The sequence below is a fragment of the Streptomyces altiplanensis genome (genome assembly GCF_053591575.1).
Window position 1 is genome coordinate 1 of record NZ_JBSFUB010000002.1, and the last position, 16,773, is coordinate 16,773.

Sequence of the window (16,773 nt, forward strand, 5' to 3'; positions counted from 1 at the left end):
CCGACCGCGGCACGGCACCGCAGCCGCTTGGCGAGCAGCGAGCCGATGCCCATCGCGAAGACCATCACCGAGAGCACGACGGACGCCTGGGTGACCGGGTTCCTCGCCGGCCTGCTCGCCTCCACGCCCGCGGAGCTCATCACCGCGCTCCGGTCCGCGCCGGGCGACTCCGTGGAGCTCCGGCTGCGCGAGCTGCGCGCCCGGCTGGAGACGGACGAACAGGACGCCGCCGCCGAGGTGCTGCACGCCCTGGAGCTCCGGCACCCGGACGACTGGCGGGTCGTCTGGTACCGGGGCATCGCCTCCCTGGTCTCGGGGGACAACGAGAACGCCGCACTGTCCTTCGACGCGGTCTACGACGCGTTCCCCGGCGAGGTCGCGCCGAAGCTCGCCCTCGCCGTCTGCGCCGAGCTCCTCGGCCAGCTGGACAACGCCACCGAGTACTACCGTCTCGTCTGGGTGACCGACCCGGGTTACGTGAGCGCCGCTTTCGGACTCGCCCGCGTCCAGCTCGCGGCGGGCGACCGGCCCGGCGCCGTCCATACGCTGGAGTCCGTGTCCGAGGTGTCGATCCACTACACGGCGGCGCGCGTGGCGGCCGTGCGGGCGCGCCTTCGCCGGCGCGCCGCGCAGGACCCGCTGATCGACGACCTGACGGCCGCCGCCGCCCAGGTGGAGGCCCTGCGGGACTTCGGACTCGACGCCGTACGCCGGGAGCAGCTGTCCACCGAGGTGCTGGGCACCGCCCTGGACTGGGTACTCTCCGGTGGGCGCGGGGCCGGCCCCGCGCAGACCGCGCTGCTCGGCAGCCAACTGGACGAGCGCGGCCTGCGCTTCGGTCTGGAACGCTCGTACCGGGTACTTGCCCGGCTCGCCCAGCGCGGCGAGGAGAGGATCGACCTGGTGGAACGGGCCAACCGTTTCCGCCCCCGGACCTGGGTGTGAAAGATGTCGCAGATGCGCCAGCTGCCTGCTGAGCCGACCTGTCCCGGCTGCCACGAGCCGCTGGAGCCGGGCGACTTGTACTGCGGGGCGTGCGGGTACGACCTGTCGGCCCCGCCGCAGGGGTCGCCGGAGCCGCCCGGCCCCGCCGCGGCGGACCGTACGGGGCCGGGCGCGGACCTGCCCCCGGTCGGCGCCCGGCACGACGAGCCGGGGAGCGACGATTTCACGCTCGCGGCGCCCGCGCCCGCGCCCGCGTCGGCACCGCCACCCGCACCATCCGCCGACCCCCGCTCCGCCGCGCCCGAGCCCGCGCCGCCGGCCGGCCCGCCCGCCAAGGTGTGCGTCGCCTGCCGCGCCGGCCGGATCGACGCGGACGGCTACTGCGAGAACTGCGGCCACGCACAGCCGCGCGAGCGCGACCACATGGAGCAGGAGCTGGACGCGGTCGCCGCGGTCAGCGACCGCGGGCTGCGCCACCACCGCAACGAGGACGCGTTCGCGGTCTCGGCGGCGGCCCTGCCCGACGGTTCGCCCGCCGTCGTCGCGATCGTCTGCGACGGCGTGTCCTCGGCGACCCGGCCCGACGAGGCGTCGGCGGCCGCCGCGAGCGCCGCCAACGAGGCCCTCCTGGAGTCACTGCCGCGCGGCACGCACCCGCAGCAGGCCATGCACGAGGCGATCGTCGCGGCGGCCGAGTCGGTCAACTCCCTGGCCGGCGACTCCGCTCACACCGTGGAGCACGACCCGGGCCGTCACACGAACGCACCCGCCTGCACCCTGGTCGGCGCGATCGTGGCGAGCGGTCTGCTCGTCGTCGGCTGGGTCGGCGACAGCCGCGTCTACTGGGTGCCCGACGACCGCACCGCGCCGCCCGCCCGGCTCACCGAGGACGACTCGTGGGCGGCCCAGATGGTGGCCGCGGGCCTGATGAACGAGGCGGAGGCGTACGCCGACGAGCGCGCCCACGCCATCACGGGCTGGCTCGGCGCCGACGCGTACGAACTGGAGCCGCACACCGCGTCGTTCAAGCCGGACCGGCCGGGTGTGGTGGTGGTGTGCACCGACGGCCTGTGGAACTACGCGGAAGCGGCGCAGGAGATGGCGCAGGCCGCACCGGCCGATGCCGCCGCCCGGCCGCTGCACTGCGCCCAGGTGCTGGTGGGGCACGCGCTCGACGGCGGGGGCCACGACAACGTAACAGTGGCCGTACTGCCGTTCGCCACGCCGGAGCAAGGGGCAGGATCGGCCTACGGCACGGCGTAGGACCCCTGTATTCCGACCGCACACGTCACGCTTTCCACGCCTTCACCGCCTTCACCGCCTCCACCGTCCGCTTCGTGGAGTCGAGTCCCGAGGAGCCGATTGACCATGGCCAACTTCTCCAAGTCGAACGTGCCCCAGTTCTCCGTCGACGTGTACCAGAACGAGTACCTGCCGGAGGGCGGCCGCGAGGTCAACGCGATCGTCACCGTGACCTCCACCGGGGGCGGCACGAGCGGCGGCGCGCCCCTGGCGGGGACCGGCGCCCCACCCGCGCGCATACCGGGGCAGGGGCCGAGCGCCGCCGTCGTGATCATGGTCGACTGTTCGGGCTCGATGGAGTACCCGCCGGCCAAGATGCGCAACGCGCGCGAGGCCACGGCAGCCGCCGTCGACACCTTGCGCGACGGCGTCGCCTTCGCGGTGGTCGGCGGCACGCACTTCGCCAAGGAGGTCTACCCGGGCAACGGCCGCCTCGCGACCGCGAGCGAGCTGACCAGGGCCCAGGCCAAGGAGGCCCTGTACGGGCTGAGCGCCGGCGGCGGCACGGCGATCGGCACCTGGCTGCGGCTGGCCGACCGGCTGCTCGGCACGGCCGAAGTCCCCATCAGACACGGCATCCTGCTGACCGACGGGCGCAACGAGCACGAGTCCCCCAAGGACCTGCAGGCCGCGCTCGAAGCCTGTGCGGGCCGCTTCACCTGCGACGCGCGTGGCGTCGGTACGGACTGGGAGGTGAAGGAGGTCACCGGCATCGCCTCGGCACTGCTCGGCACGGCCGACATCGTCGCCGACCCCGGCGGCCTGGCGGCGGACTTCACGCGGATGATGGAGAACGCGATGGGCAAGGAGGTCGCGGACGTGGCGCTGCGGCTGTGGACGCCCGTCGGCACGGAGATCAGGTTCGTCAAGCAGGTGGCACCCGCCGTCGAGGACCTGACCGGCCGGCGCACCGGGGCGGGCCCGCGCGCCGGGGACTACCCGACGGGCTCCTGGGGCGACGAGTCCCGCGACTACCACGTGTGCGTACAGGTGCCGGAGGCCGGCATCGGCCGGGAGATGCTGGCGGCCCGCGTCTCCCTCGTCCTCCCCGACCCGTCGGGCGGTACGCCGCACACGCTCTCCCAGGGGCTCGTACGGGCGGTGTGGACGGACGACATGGTGGCGTCCACCTCCATCAACCCGCAGGTGGCGCACTACACGGGGCAGGCCGAACTGGCACAAGTCATCCAACAGGGGCTGGATGCTCGCAAGTCCGGCAATTTCGACGGGGCGACCGCGAAACTCGGCCGCGCGGTCCAACTGGCCGCCGCTTCGGGCAACGCGGACACCGCAAAACTGCTTTCGAAGGTGGTGGACGTCGTCGACGCGGCGACGGGTACTGTGCGACTCAAAGCGAAGGTCGCAGAGGCGGACGAGATGACCCTCGAAACGCGCTCGACCAAGACAGTTCGCGTCAAGAAGTAACCAAACAGCTGCGTGAAGTAACGATTTACGGCCTTCGGGCCGAACGAGAGAGGGGGAAGCGCCGACATGCCGACCTGCCCGAACGGACACCAGTCGGGTTCCGACGACTGGTGCGAGGTCTGCGGCCACCGCATGGCCGGCGCCGTGCCGCCGCCCCCTCCGCCCCCGCCGCCCGCTCCCGGTTACGGATACCCGCAGGGCCCCGGTCCCGGTCCCGCGGGCCCCGGCCCCGGCCCCGGCCCCGGCCCCGGTTCGGGGTACGGCTTCCCGCCGCCGGGTCCGGACGCCACCGCCCAGGCGGAGCTCTGCCCGCAGTGCCGCACCCCGCGCGAGGCCATGGCCCCGTTCTGCGAGGAGTGCCGCTGGAACTTCCTGACGAACACGGCGACCTCGTACACGCCGGTCGCCCCGCAGAACTCCGGCCGTGGTCCCGGTCCGGGCCCCGGCCCCGCTCCCGGTCCGGGCTCCGGCCTCAACCTGCCGCCCGGGTTCCAGGCGCAGACGCAGCGGCCCCCGCAGGCCCCTGATCCGTACGAGTACCAGAGCTCACGGCCGTCGCAGGTGAACCGGCCCGCCGAGCCGCTGGCACCCGAGCAGTCCGGGCGCCAGGCCCCGCCGCAGCCCTTCCCGCCGCAGGCACCCTTCCAGCCGCAGGCACCCTTCCAGCCGCAGCAGCAGCCGGGCCCGCCGCCGCCCCCGCCGTTCCAGCAGCCGCCGCCCGCGCCCCCGCGGCGGGACAACAACGGGGACGACGACTGGACACTGCCCCCGCCGTCGCAGCAGCAACAGCAGCCGCAGGCACCCCAGCAGCAGCCCCAGCAGCAGTACCAGGCATCCGCGCCCGCCGGCTGGACGGCGACCGTGGGGCCCGACCGCGAGTACTTCATGGCGATGATGCAGCGCAGCGGCCCCGACGCGGCGGGCCTCAACCTGCCGGCGTACTCGCCCGAACAGCGCCGCCCGCTCACCGGCAACCAGGTCACCATCGGCCGCCGCCGCCACAGCACGGGCGAGGCCCCCGACATCGACCTGTCCGTACCGCCGGAGGACCCGGGCGTATCGCACCAGCACGCGGTCCTGGTCCAGCAGCCCGACGGCTCCTGGGCCGTGGTCGACCAGAACTCGACCAACGGCACCACGGTGAACGGCGCCGAGGACCCGATCCAGCCCTACGTCCCGGTCCCGCTCCAGGACGGCGACCGCGTCCACGTGGGCGCCTGGACGACGATCACGGTCCGCCGGGACTGAGCGGCTCCGGGGCCGGGGCCTCCGTGCCCCGGTCGCGGGCTCCGGTCAGCCCCCGGCCGCCGCCAGCGGCCACGCGTACGGCCCCCGCGGGTCGTCCAGCCACGCCCACGCGCCGTGCTCGGTGACCGTGACGCCGAAGCGCTCGCGCCGGGGCCGCTTCTCGCGGTGCCACAGCGTGAGCGCGTCGTGCGGGTCCAGGCTGCCCGCGGTGAGGGCGAGCAGGAACCGGAACAGATCGTTCTCCAGCGCGCGGCGCGGCAGGCCCCCCAGGTTCCGGGGCGAGGGCCCCGCCGGGCCGCCGCGCAGCGGGACGAAGTACGCGGGGGTGTGCAGGAAGCGCCCCTCCGCGTGCGAGGCGTCCCGGACGTCCAGCGCGATGAGGCCGGTGGCCAGCGGCGCCAGGATCCGCGCCCCGGGCCGGCACTGGGCGAGCCAGGCACGCGGTACGGACGGCAGGGCGCAGGTCGCGATGATCCGGTCGAAGGGAGCGCGGGACGGGCAGCCGCGCGCCCCGTCGCCGGTGATCACCGCCGGGTGGTACCCGGCCGCGTCCAGGTGCCTGCGCGCCGACTCCGTGATCTCCGGGTCGAGGTCGACCGTGGTCACCAGGCCGTCGCCGAGGCGGTGCGCGAGCAGGGCCGCGTTGTAGCCGGTGCCCGTGCCGATCTCCAGTACGGCGTCCCCGTCCCGTACCTCCAGCTCCTCCAGCATCCCCGCCATCAGCGACGGCTGGCTGCTGGAGGAGACCAGCTCGCCGTTGCGTATGCGGGTGGCCAGCGGGGTGTCCTCGTAGACGCCGTGGAGCCAGCGCGCCCGCCGTGCCGGATCGGGGTCCTCGCCCCACAGCCGCCGGTAGCCCGCCGCCCCGCCCGCGAAGTAGTACGGCACGAAGAGGTGGCGCGGGACCTCGGCGAAGGCCGCGCGCCAGGCCGGGTCGTCCAGGGCCCCGGCCGCCGTCATCTCCCGCACCAGTGCCGCGCGGGCCCCGGCGTACACATCCGCGTCTGCGCCCATACGCCCACTGTCCCGCGGCGCGCGCCCGGAGGCGAGTGGCCCGGGCCCCGGGCGGGCGGTGGTCCTGGGCCCCGGGTCCTCGGCCGCCCGGTCTGAGACGATGGACGGGTGAACGAGATTCCGCGCGGCACGCTTCAGGAGCAGACTTTTTACGAACAGGTCGGCGGCGAGGAGACTTTCCGGCGCCTGGTCCACCGCTTCTACCAGGGGGTCGCGGAAGACCCCCTGCTGAAGCCGATGTACCCGGAGGAGGACCTGGGCCCCGCCGAGGAGCGGCTCGCGCTCTTCCTGATGCAGTACTGGGGCGGCCCCCGCACGTACAGCGACGAGCGCGGCCACCCGCGCCTGCGGATGCGGCACGCGCCGTTCACCGTCGACAAGGCCGCGCACGACGCCTGGCTGAAGCACATGCGGGTGGCCGTCGACGAGCTGGGGCTGTCCGAGGAGCACGAGCGGCAGCTGTGGAACTACCTGACGTACGCCGCCGCCTCGATGCTGAACACCCCCGGCTGACCCGCACATTGCGGTGACCGGCGCCCGGAATCCGGTCACGATCGTGTCAAGTCCACCGTGCAAGCGGTTTCCCCCACCACCCGACTCTGACAGCATCCCCCACAGGCCAGCGGGGCGCGAGGCACCCCGGCGCGGCGAGTTCGAGTGCGGGTCCGGGTCCGGGTTCGGGGGGAACGGGTGGCGGGGTTCATATTTCTGCGCGTGCGCGCGCATCGGCTGCTGCTCGCCGCCGCACTGCTCTGCGTCCTCCTGACCACGGCCGTGCTCGCGACCCTCGCCGCCTTCTCCGCCTCCATCGGTGACGCCGGGCTCCGCCACTCCCTGCGGGTCAGGAACGCCGCGTCGGCAGCGCTGCTGATCAAGGCCGACTCGCTGACCGGGCGGACCGGGGCGGCCGGCGGGGCGGCGGACGAAGCCGCGCTGGCCGGGGCGCGCGAGGCGTTCGACGGGCTGCCGGTGGAACTGCGCAGGCTCGCCCGCTCCGGACCGTACGCCCTGCCCGCCGCCCTCCGGCCGTCCGGCGCGGGCGCGGACGACCCCGACCTCACGCACCTCGCCGCCCTCGACCGCTCGCGGGTACGGCTGACGGCGGGCGCCTGGCCCCGGGAACAGCCGGGACCCGTCCACGACGTGGCGCTGCCCGAAGCGGTCGCCGAGGAGCTGAGGGTGCGGCCGGGCGGGAAGGTGTTCCCGCTCACCGACCGGCTCGGCGGCCCGGCCCTCAAGGTCCGCGTCACCGGTCTCTACCGGCCCGTCGACCGGACCGATCCGTACTGGCAGCTGGACGAGCAGGGCGGCCGGGGCGTCAGCAAGCTCGCCTTCACGACATACGGCCCGCTGCTCGCCGGCTCCGCGCTCATGGACTCGGGCCGGGTCAGCGCGGGCCAGACCGGCTGGCTGGCGACCGCCGACTTCCGTACCGTCACCACCGACCGGATCGGTCCGCTGCGCGAGGCCGCGAAGGGCGGCCTGGCGCACCTCGGCGCGCGGGAGCCGCTCAAGGGCAAGGTCTCCGTCCGTACCGCGCTGCCCGAGGTGCTCGACCGGTCGGAGCGCTCGCTCCTGGTATCGCGTTCGACGCTGCTGATCGTCTCGCTCCAGCTGGTGTTGCTCGCCGGTTACGCGCTCCTGCTCGTCGCCCGCCTGCTCAGCGCCGAACGGACCGGCGAGACCGCCCTGTTGCGGGCCCGCGGCGGCTCCCGGCGGCGCGTCACCGTGCTCGCCGCCGTCGAGGCCGTGCTGCTGGCCGTGCCCGCCGGGCTGTGCGCGCCGCTGCTCGCGGGGCCGCTGACCCGGCTGATCGCGGGCCAGGGGCCGCTGTCCCGGATCGGGCTGCGCCTGGACACCGCCCTGACCGGGCAGGTCTGGCTGGTCGGCGCGGCGGTGGCGGCCGGCTGCGCCGCGGCCGTGGTGGCCCCGGCGCTGGGCGCGGGCGGCGGGGAAAGCGGCCGTGCCCGTGCGCTGCCCGGCCCGTTGCGGGCGGGCGCGGACCTCGGCCTCGTGGTGATCGCCGGTGTCGCGTACTGGCAGCTCGACCGGCAGACCTCGGGCAGCGGCGCCCTCAGCGGCGACCGCGAGGGCCGGCTCGGCATCGATCCGCTGCTGGTCGCGGCCCCCGCGCTGGCGCTGCTGGCCGGCACGCTGCTCACCCTGCGGCTGCTGCCGCCCGTCGCCCGCCTCGCCGAGCGCCGCGCCGCCCGGGGCAGGGGCCTGTCCGTCGCGCTGGCGGGCTGGCAGCTCGGCCGCCGTCCGATGCGCGGCGCGGGCCCGGTGCTGCTGCTCGTGCTGGCCGTGGCGACGGGCATGCTGGCGATCGGCCAGGGGGCGACCTGGGACCGTTCGCAGGGCGACCAGGCGGACTTCCGAGCGGGTGCGCCGGTACGCGTACTGGGCAGCCGCACCGCGCAGTTGGGGCAGGGCGGGGTGTACGACGGGATGCCGGGCGTGCGCTCGGCGGCGCCCGCCACCCGTACCGGCCTGGAGCTGTCCGACGGCCGCTCCGCGACCGTCCTCGCCCTGGACACCGCGCTCGCCGCCGAGGGGCTGCGGCTGCACGAGGACCTGGCCGGCGGCGAGGACCCGGACCGCGTGATCGGCGCCCTGCGGGAGCCGGGGCAGCGCTCTGCCGCGCGCGACGGGCTGCTGCTGCCCGGGGACACCGCCCGGCTCGCCCTCGACGCGACGTTCCGCTCGACGGGGCCGGCCCCCGGCGACGGCCCGGGGCCGGCCCTGCGGCTCACGCTGGAGGACCGCTACGGCGTGCCGTACCAGCTGTCGGCGGGACAGCTGCGGCCCGATGGCCGTCCGCACACCTACAGCGTGGACATCGCCGGCGCGGCGGACGCCCCCGAGGGGAAGCCGGCCGGCCCGCTGGCGCTCACCGCGGTCGACATCGACCAGGAGCTGCTGGACGTCACCGGTTCCCGCGAGCGGCTGACCGTCGGCGCCGTACGGTCCCTCGGCGCGGACGGCGCCTCCCGTGAGGTGCCGCTGCCCGAGGGGCTGGAGTGGCACGCCAAGGCGTCCATCGGCTCGACGAGCCGCGCGGCCGTCGACGTCATGCCGAATGTCGGACGGCTGGACTCCTCCGCGGCCGAACCGCTGGACCTCACGTACACCACGGGCAGGCCGAAGAACCCCGGCGGCCCGTTCGCCGGCCCGCCGGCCGTCAACGTCCGGATCACCACCGGCACCGGCACCGGCGCCGCGAAGCCGCCGCTGCCCGCCGCCGTCGTGACCGACCGGTTCCTGGACTCCAGCGGCGCCGAGGCCGGTTCCCTCCTGGAGATCCCGCTGGCGGGCGAGTCCGTGAAGGTGAGGATCGCCGCGGTCGTACGGGAACTGCCGACCACGGGGCCGAGCACCCGCACCCTCGCGCAGGCCAAGGACCCCAGGACCGAGGGCGGCGCGGTCCTGCTCGACCTGCGCGCCGTCAACCGGGTGCTCGCCGCGCTGCCCGACGCCTCGCTCCCGCCCACCGAATGGTGGCTGTTCACCGAACCCGGCGCGTCCGGCGACGTGGCGTCCGCGCTGCGCGAGCGGCGCGACCTGGACCCCGCGCAGGTCCAGGTGCGCGAGGAGATCGCCCGGGAGCTGCACGACGACCCGCTGGGCGCGGGTCCGCAGGCGGCGCTGCTCGCGGCCGCCGTCGTCGCGGCGGCGCTGGCCGCCGTCGGGTTCTCGGTCAGCGTGGCGGGGTCGCTGCGGGAACGTTCCGCCGAGTTCGCCGTACTGCGCGCCCTGGGCACGCCCCGGCGCCGGCTCGCGCGCCTGCACGCCGCCGAACAGGGCCTGCTGATCGGCCTGGCGCTGCTCGTCGGTCTGGCCCTGGGCACCGTGCTGACGCGCGCCGTGATCCCGCTCATCGTGCTCACCGAGCAGGCCGCCCAGCCCGTCCCGCACGTCCTGGTCGAGCTGCCCGCTGGGCAGGTGGCGGCGCTGCTGGCCGGCGTGGCCGCCGTACCCCTGCTGGTCGTGGCGGCGCTCGCGCTGCGCCGCGGCGATCCGGCGACCGCGCCGCGCACCCGAGGAGGCAACTGACATGGGCGGTGTGGGTGACGTGGGCGGCACGGGCGGCGTGGGCGGCACGGGCGGCGTGGGCGGCACGGGCGGCGCCGGGAAGAAGGCCGCCGCCCCCTGGGTCCGCACCCGGCTGCGTGCCGCGCCCGGTCCGGCGATCGCGCTCACGCTGCTCGTACTGCTCACCTCGGCCCTCGCGGCGGCGTTCCCGCGCGCGGTCGACACGTACGAGGACCGGGGCCTGCGCCACGCGGTCACCGAAGCGTCGGCCGGCCAGAGCGTCGTCGAGCTGACCAGCGACCTGTCGGACCCCTCGGTCGATCCGGCGCGGCGCGACGCGTACGCCCGGCCCGCGCTCATGGCCGAGCAGTACCGCAGGGCGGCGGCGCTGCTCCCGGACGGGCTGCGGGCCGATGCCCGGCAGTCGGCGTACGGCGTGCGCACCATCGAGCCGTTCGTCGCGGACGACCCCTGGCTGCCCCGCCCGGACGGCCTGCCGCCCATGTTCTCGCTGAGCACCCAGTCGGCGCTGCCCGAGCACTCCCGGCTGCGCGAGGGGCGGCTGCCCCGGGCCGAGGCCGGCGCGGTCACCTGGCGGACGCGCGCGGTGGAGGCGGCGGTCACCGCCGCGACCGCCGAGGCGCTGAGGCTCGAGGTCGGCTCGACGGTCCACATCGACTCGCCCGTGCAGAGCGAGGACCTCGCGGTGACCGTCACCGGGATCGTCGAACCGCGCCTGCCCGAGCTGAGCTACTGGTCCGTCGAACCGCTGCTGCGCACCCCCGGCCTGAAGGTGAAGCCCGGCGGGGGCGACCCGGAGCGGTACTGGGTCGCGGCGCTGCTGCTGGCCCCCGACGCCGGCCCCGCGGTCTTCGGCATCGACCCGAGACCCGAACTGTACTGGCGCTTCGCCCCCCGGGCCGACGGGTTGACGGCCGGTGAGCTGCCCACGCTCAGAACACGTATCGCCTCCCTCGAACACGGACCGGACCTGGCCCGGATGAGCGCCGAGGCCGTACCCGGCGTGAGGGTCGACTCCCGGCTCGACGACATCCTGGCCTCCTTCTCCGGCACCCTCGGCGCCATCGGCTCCGTCGTCGCCGTGGCGGCGACCGGCGTCGGTACCGTCGCGTCCGTGGTGCTGCTGATGGCCGGTGGCCTGGCCGCCGCGCGCCGCGCCGCCGAGCTCGGCCTGCTGCGCTCACGCGGCGGCTCCCTGCGCGGCATCGGCGGGCGGCTGTTCGCCGAGACCGCCGTCCTGACCGTGCCCGCGGCCGCCGCGGGCTGGGCGTCGGCCGTGCTGCTGCTCCCGGAGGGCCGCCCGCTGCCGGCCGCACTGGCCTCCGGCGCCGTCGCCCTGATCGCCTGCTGCGCGCTGCCGCTGCGCGCCGTGTACGTCCACCGCAGGCCCCGGGCGCACGGCGGACGCGACGACCTGGTCCGCGCGAGGCCCTCCAGGCGGCGTACGGTCGCCGAACTCACCCTGCTGGTCCTCGCCGCCGGAGCGGTCGCCGCGTTGCGCCGCCGGGGCACGGGCACGGGCCGGGCCGACGAACTGGTCAGCGCGGCCCCGGTGCTGGTCGCGGTCATCGCGGCGCTCGTGCTCGTACGCCTCTACCCGCTGCCCCTGCGGCTCGCGGTCCGGGCCCTGGCACGGCGGCGCGGGGCGATCGGCTTCCTGTCGCTGGCCCGCGCGGGCCGCTCCCCCGCCACCGCCGCGCTGCCGCTGCTCGCCCTGCTGACCGCGCTGACCACGGCGGCCTTCGGCGGCTCCGTACTCGCCGGGATCGCGGACGCGCGGGAGCGGGTGTCGACGCTGGCGGTCGGCGCGGACGTGCGGATCGCGGGGCTGAAGGCCCTGCCACCGTCGCTGGCGGACACGGTGCGCGAGGTGGACGGCGTGCGCGAGGTGACACCCGTGCTCATCGACTACGACCTGGACCTGCACGACCGCAAAGGCTCGGTGTCGATGGTGGCCGTGGAGCCCGAGTCGTACGCCCGGCTGGCCCGCCACACGGGCCTGGGCGCTTTCCCCGCCGAGATCCTGAAGAGGCCCGGCTCCTCCGCCACCGGCCCGGTCCGGGCCGTCGCGTCCCCGTCCGTCGCCGCGCGGCTCGGTCCCGGCACGACGCGGCTCTCGTCCCTGGCCGGACAGTTCGACGTACGGGTCACGGCCCAGCGCCCCACCACACCCGCGCTGCCCGACGAGGGCTTCCTGCTCGTCAACGCCGCCGACCTGGACCGTCCGCAGCCGAACACGCTGCTGGTCACGGGCGACGGCATGGACACGGCGGCCGTGTCGGCGGCGGTACGGGGCGCGGGCAAGGACGTCGTGGCCCAGTTCCGCTCCGAGGAGCGGGCCGCGCTCGCCGACTCACCGGTCCAGGCGGGCGCCGGCCGCGTCTACACGGCGGCCGTGGTGGCGGGCGCCGGGTACGCGGTGCTGGCCGTACTGCTCTCCCTGCTCCAGACCGTCCCCGAACGCCGGGCGCTCCTCGCCCGGCTGCGCACCATGGGCCTCACCCGCGCCCAGGGCAGGCGCCTGCTCGTCCTCGAATCCCTGCCGCAGGCGCTGCCGGCGGCGTTCGGCGGGGCGCTGGTGGGCTGGGCGGCGATCCGGCTGCTGGGTCCGGGGATCGGCCTGGCGGAGCTGGCGGTGGCGGCGCCGCACCGGCTGGACATGCTCGGCGCCGTACCACTGCGCACGGATCCGTGGTCGTTGCTGCTGCCCGCGCTGGGCGTGGTGGCGATCGCGGCCGCGGTGGCGGTGGCGCAGGCGTGGTGGACGACGCGGCTCAGGACGACGACAGAACTCAGGGCAGGAGACGCACGATGACGACCGGGACCTCCCCCACTTCCCCCACTTCCCCGGCCTCTCCGGCCTCCCTGGCAGAGCTCGAACAGCGGGCGGCGGCCCGCCGCGGCCGTCCGGCGTACGGTCACGAAGCGCTGATCTCCTGCGACCGCCTGGTGCGCATCTTCACGACGGACGGGGTGGAGGTCCAGGCACTCCAGGGTCTGGACCTCCTGGTCGAGGAGGGCGAGCTGATGGCCCTGGTGGGCGCGTCGGGCAGCGGCAAGTCAACCCTGATGAACATCCTGGCGGGCCTCGACGAGCCGACGGCGGGCGCGGCGAAGGTGGCGGGGTGCGACCTGCTGACGATGGGCGCGAAGGAACGGCTGCGCTACCGGCGGGACGTGGTGGGGTTCGTCTGGCAGCAGACGGCCCGCAACCTTCTCCCCTACCTGACGGCGGCACAGAACGTGGCGCTGCCGATGCAGCTGCGCGGCCGGGGCCGGGGCCGGGGTCGCGACCGTACGGCACGCGCCGACGCGCTCCTCACGATGCTGAAGGCCGCCCACTGCCGCGACCGCCGGCCGCACCAGATGTCCGGCGGCGAGCAGCAGCGCGTGGCGATCGCGGTGGCCCTCGCCAACAGCCCCTCGGTCCTTCTGGCCGACGAGCCGACCGGCGAACTGGACTCCTCGACCGCGGAGCAGATCTTCGAGGCGTTCCGCACGGCGAACGAGGAACTCGGCACGACCATCGTGATCGTCACGCACGACCAGCAGGTGGCGGGCGAGGTCCGCCGCACGGTGGCCATCCGCGACGGCCGCACGTCGTCCGAGGTCCTGCGCCGCACGGAGGTCGACGCGACGACGGGCCAGGAGTCGGTGGTGGCGAGGGAGTACGCGATGCTGGACCGGGCGGGCCGCCTGCAGCTCCCCGCCGAGTACATCCAGGCCCTGGGCATGGAGCACCGGGTCATGCTGGGACTGGAGCAGGACCACATAGAGATCCACCCCGACAGCACCCCCGGCTGAACCGGCCGGGGGGCCGCCCCGGCCGCACCTACACCGGGGCCACCGAAAGCACTCCGAGCCCCGCCCGTCGCACCGCGATCGACCCGTACGGGGTACGCAGCCGGAGCCAGCCCCCCGCGGCCAGCAGCGCCACCGCGCCCGAAGCCGCGTCCGCGCCCACCGGCCCGGCCCGCAGGAACCCCAGCGACTGCGCCGCGTGCACCGCCCGCAGCGGCAACTCCGTTTCGCCCAGCGTCCGCGACCAGATCTCCCGGCCGATACGGTCCCGCGCGGCCCGCGTCCGCTCCGCCGGTGCCAGCGCCTCGTCCCGCGCCCGGAACTCCGCGACCGCCGCCGCGAGCGCCGCACGCATCGCTTCGGGCTCCGGGAGCCCCGGGACCTGCCGCCAGCCGCCACGCGGCGGCAGCACGCCGGCCCACGGGGGCCCCGTGACCGCGCCGGGCACCGCCACGGTCCCCGTGGACTCCTCGATGCCTTCGAGGAGCTCCCCGGCGGACACGGTGACGTCCAGCTCGTCCGCGCTCACGCCCGGGCCCGGGCCCGCGCCGACGCCCGCGAGCCGCGAAGTCCGCACGGCCAGCACCTCGAACGCCGGTGGCCGCCCGAAGACGGCCACGGCCCCGTCGCCCACCTGAAGACGGACCGCCGCGGCCCGGTCGTAACGGATCAGCCGCCCGAGGAACGCGGCGAGATCCGCCGCCTCCCCCGCGTCGGCGAGCGCCAGCCGCCCGAGCGCCGTCATGCGGCGACAGCCCCCCGCTGGCCGCCGCGGTCGCGGTCCTCGTCCAGGTACTCCTGGAGGAACGCCTTCTCCTCGGCCGAGATCCGCCGCGGCCGCGCCGCTTCGAGGTCGTACGGCACGACGACGGTCGAGGCCCGGACGTACACCCGCTCGGAGCCCTCGGCGTCCTTCACCTCGTACGCGATCGTCAGCGACGCCGCGCCGATCTTCGTCACCCACGACTCGATGATCACCGGCTCGTGCCGGTGGACCAGCGGCAGCTTGTAGTCGATCTCGTGCCGGGCCACGACGGACCCGCCGGCGAACGACGGCGAGCCGTCCCCCGGCGCCAGCCGGAACATGAAGTCGATCCGCGCTTCCTCCAGGTAACGGAGGAAGACGACGTTGTTGACGTGCCCGAAGGCGTCCATGTCCGACCAGCGCAGGGGACAGCGGTAAATATGGCGGGACAAGATCAGCCTCGCGTCAGCTTCTTGTACGTCGCGCGGTGCGGCCGCGCCGCGTCCGCGCCGAGGCGCTCGATCTTGTTCTTCTCGTACGACTCGAAGTTGCCCTCGAACCAGTACCACTTGGAGTCGCCCTCGTACGCGAGGATGTGCGTCGCGACCCGGTCCAGGAACCAGCGGTCGTGGGAGATCACCACGGCCGCGCCCGGGAACTCCAGCAGCGCGTTCTCCAGCGAGGACAGGGTCTCGACGTCCAGGTCGTTCGTCGGCTCGTCGAGGAGCAGCAGGTTGCCGCCCTCCTTGAGCGTCAGCGCCAGGTTGAGGCGGTTGCGCTCACCACCGGACAGGACACCGGCCGGCTTCTGCTGGTCCGGGCCCTTGAAGCCGAACGCGGAGACGTACGCCCGCGAGGGCATCTCGACCTGGCCGACGTTGATGTAGTCCAGCTCGTCCGACACGACCGCCCACAGCGACTTCTTCGGGTCGATGTTGGAGCGGTTCTGGTCGACGTACGAGATCTTGACGGTCTCGCCGACCCGGATCGCGCCGGAGTCCGGCTTCTCCAGGCCCTGGATCATCTTGAACAGCGTGGTCTTGCCGGCGCCGTTCGGACCGATGACGCCCACGATGCCGTTGCGCGGCAGCGTGAAGGACAGGTCGTCGATCAGGACCTTGTCGCCGAAGGCCTTCGACAGCTTCTCGACCTCGACGACGATCGAGCCCAGACGCGGGCCCGGCGGGATCTGGATCTCCTCGAAGTCCAGCTTCCGCATCTTGTCCGCCTCGGCGGCCATCTCCTCGTACCGGGCGAGACGCGCCTTCGACTTGGTCTGGCGGCCCTTGGCGTTGGAGCGGACCCACTCCAGCTCTTCCTTGAGCCGCTTGGCGCGCTTCTCGTCCTTGCGGCCCTCGACCTTGAGGCGGGCCGCCTTCTTGTCGAGGTACGTGGAGTAGTTGCCCTCGTAGGGGATCGCGCGGCCGCGGTCGAGCTCGAGGATCCACTCGGCGACGTTGTTCAGGAAGTACCGGTCGTGGGTGACGGCGACAACGGCGCCCGCGTACTTCGAGAGGTGCTGCTCCAGCCAGTTCACCGACTCGGCGTCGAGGTGGTTGGTGGGCTCGTCGAGGAGGAGCAGGTCGGGCGCCTCGATCAGCAGCTTGCAGAGCGCGACACGGCGCTTCTCGCCACCGGAGAGGTTGTTCACCGGCCAGTCGCCGGGCGGGCAGCCCAGCGCGTCCATGGCCTGCTCCAGCTGGGCGTCGAGGTCCCAGGCGTTGGCGTGGTCGAGGTCCTCCTGGAGCTTGCCCATCTCTTCGAGCAGCTCGTCGGAGTAGTCGGTGGCCATGAGCTCGGCGACCTCGTTGAAGCGCTTGAGCTTGCCCATGATCTCGGCGGCGCCGTCCTGGACGTTCTCCAGGACGGTCTTGGACTCGTCGAGCTTCGGCTCCTGCATGAGGATGCCGACGCTGAAACCGGGCGACAGGAAGGCGTCACCGTTGGAGGGCTGCTCCAGGCCCGCCATGATCTTCAGCACCGTGGACTTACCGGCACCGTTGGGCCCCACCACACCGATCTTCGCGCCCGGCAGGAAGCTCAGCGTGACGTCGTCAAGGATCACCTTGTCGCCGTGCGCCTTGCGCGTCTTGCGCATCGTGTAGATGTACTCAGCCAAGAGAAACCGTCCGGCAATCGATGTGTGGGCAGATACACCCCATCTTGCCTGACGTCCACCCCGGTACGGAAACGGGTATGCCGACGGCCCCGGTACGCCGACGCGTACCGGGGCCGCAGTG

Annotated in this window: 12 protein-coding genes; 8 read left to right on the forward strand and 4 right to left on the reverse strand. The window is 74.5% G+C overall.

Annotated features, from left to right (window positions below):
* The 4 genes from ACWD0Y_RS00900 to ACWD0Y_RS00915 all read left to right on the forward strand — a co-directional run.
* Positions 1–945 (forward strand): tetratricopeptide repeat protein (locus ACWD0Y_RS00900; protein ID WP_450258341.1); only part of this gene is annotated, 945 nt, incomplete at its 5' end.
* A 3-nt stretch (positions 946–948) separates the two neighbouring features.
* Positions 949–2,208: a PP2C family protein-serine/threonine phosphatase gene (locus ACWD0Y_RS00905; protein WP_450258342.1), complete on the forward strand. Its 1,260-nt coding sequence runs from the start codon at positions 949–951 to the stop codon at positions 2,206–2,208.
* A 105-nt stretch (positions 2,209–2,313) separates the two neighbouring features.
* Positions 2,314–3,672 carry a vWA domain-containing protein gene (locus ACWD0Y_RS00910; RefSeq protein WP_450258343.1) on the forward strand — a complete coding sequence of 453 codons (1,359 nt, stop codon included), beginning with the start codon at positions 2,314–2,316 and terminating at the stop codon, positions 3,670–3,672.
* Between the two features lie 66 nt (positions 3,673–3,738).
* Positions 3,739–4,920 carry an FHA domain-containing protein gene (locus ACWD0Y_RS00915; RefSeq protein ID WP_450258344.1) on the forward strand — a complete coding sequence of 394 codons (1,182 nt, stop codon included), beginning with the start codon at positions 3,739–3,741 and terminating at the stop codon, positions 4,918–4,920.
* Positions 4,921–4,965: 45 nt separating this feature from the next.
* Here the strand turns inward: ACWD0Y_RS00915 and ACWD0Y_RS00920 are convergent, their stop codons facing one another.
* A complete protein-coding gene (locus ACWD0Y_RS00920; RefSeq protein ID WP_450258345.1) occupies positions 4,966–5,934 on the reverse strand; it encodes a methyltransferase domain-containing protein in 969 nt (322 codons plus the stop codon).
* 108 nt (positions 5,935–6,042) lie between these two features.
* Between ACWD0Y_RS00920 and ACWD0Y_RS00925 the strand changes: the two genes are divergently transcribed.
* From ACWD0Y_RS00925 to ACWD0Y_RS00940, 4 genes are all read left to right on the forward strand, one after another.
* Positions 6,043–6,447 carry a globin gene (locus ACWD0Y_RS00925; RefSeq protein ID WP_093800806.1) on the forward strand — a complete coding sequence of 135 codons (405 nt, stop codon included), beginning with the start codon at positions 6,043–6,045 and terminating at the stop codon, positions 6,445–6,447.
* Positions 6,448–6,624: 177 nt separating this feature from the next.
* Complete coding sequence (locus ACWD0Y_RS00930) at positions 6,625–9,987, forward strand: FtsX-like permease family protein (RefSeq protein WP_450258346.1); 3,363 nt, start codon at positions 6,625–6,627, stop codon at positions 9,985–9,987.
* Position 9,988: 1 nt separating this feature from the next.
* A complete protein-coding gene (locus ACWD0Y_RS00935; RefSeq protein ID WP_450258347.1) occupies positions 9,989–12,802 on the forward strand; it encodes an FtsX-like permease family protein in 2,814 nt (937 codons plus the stop codon).
* Entirely contained in the window at positions 12,799–13,791 is a 993-nt protein-coding gene (locus ACWD0Y_RS00940) for an ABC transporter ATP-binding protein (RefSeq protein ID WP_450258348.1), read from the forward strand. Before ACWD0Y_RS00935 ends, ACWD0Y_RS00940 begins: the two co-directional genes overlap by 4 nt.
* Positions 13,792–13,819: 28 nt before the next feature.
* On the opposite strand, the gene ACWD0Y_RS00945 is transcribed toward ACWD0Y_RS00940, so the two are convergent.
* The 3 genes from ACWD0Y_RS00945 to ettA are packed head-to-tail and all read right to left on the reverse strand — an operon-like array spanning position 13,820 to position 16,652.
* Positions 13,820–14,533, reverse strand: coding sequence for a hypothetical protein (locus tag ACWD0Y_RS00945; protein WP_450258349.1), 714 nt, complete (start codon positions 14,531–14,533; stop codon positions 13,820–13,822).
* The gene (locus tag ACWD0Y_RS00950) at positions 14,530–14,985 is read right to left on the reverse strand and encodes an acyl-CoA thioesterase (protein WP_093800801.1); all 456 of its coding nucleotides are present in this window, start codon (positions 14,983–14,985) and stop codon (positions 14,530–14,532) included. The genes ACWD0Y_RS00945 and ACWD0Y_RS00950 overlap by 4 nt, the downstream gene beginning before the upstream one ends.
* 2 nt (positions 14,986–14,987) lie before the next feature.
* Positions 14,988–16,652 (reverse strand): energy-dependent translational throttle protein EttA, encoded by a 1,665-nt coding sequence (ettA, locus tag ACWD0Y_RS00955; RefSeq protein ID WP_450258350.1) that lies wholly within the window; start codon positions 16,650–16,652, stop codon positions 14,988–14,990.
* Positions 16,653–16,773 lie beyond the last annotated feature (121 nt).

Bases quoted from the DNA above. Each gene is read 5' to 3' on its own strand.
- ACWD0Y_RS00945 (WP_450258349.1), bottom strand. From the start codon at position 14,533: ATGACGGCGCTCGGGCGGCTGGCGCTCGCCGACGCGGGGGAGGCGGCG.
- ACWD0Y_RS00905 (WP_450258342.1), top strand. From the start codon at position 949: ATGTCGCAGATGCGCCAGCTGCCTGCTGAGCCGACCTGTCCCGGCTGC.
- ACWD0Y_RS00915 (WP_450258344.1), top strand. From the start codon at position 3,739: ATGCCGACCTGCCCGAACGGACACCAGTCGGGTTCCGACGACTGGTGC.
- ACWD0Y_RS00910 (WP_450258343.1), top strand. From the start codon at position 2,314: ATGGCCAACTTCTCCAAGTCGAACGTGCCCCAGTTCTCCGTCGACGTG.
- ACWD0Y_RS00935 (WP_450258347.1), top strand. From the start codon at position 9,989: ATGGGCGGTGTGGGTGACGTGGGCGGCACGGGCGGCGTGGGCGGCACG.
- ACWD0Y_RS00940 (WP_450258348.1), top strand. From the start codon at position 12,799: ATGACGACCGGGACCTCCCCCACTTCCCCCACTTCCCCGGCCTCTCCG.
- ACWD0Y_RS00920 (WP_450258345.1), bottom strand. From the start codon at position 5,934: ATGGGCGCAGACGCGGATGTGTACGCCGGGGCCCGCGCGGCACTGGTG.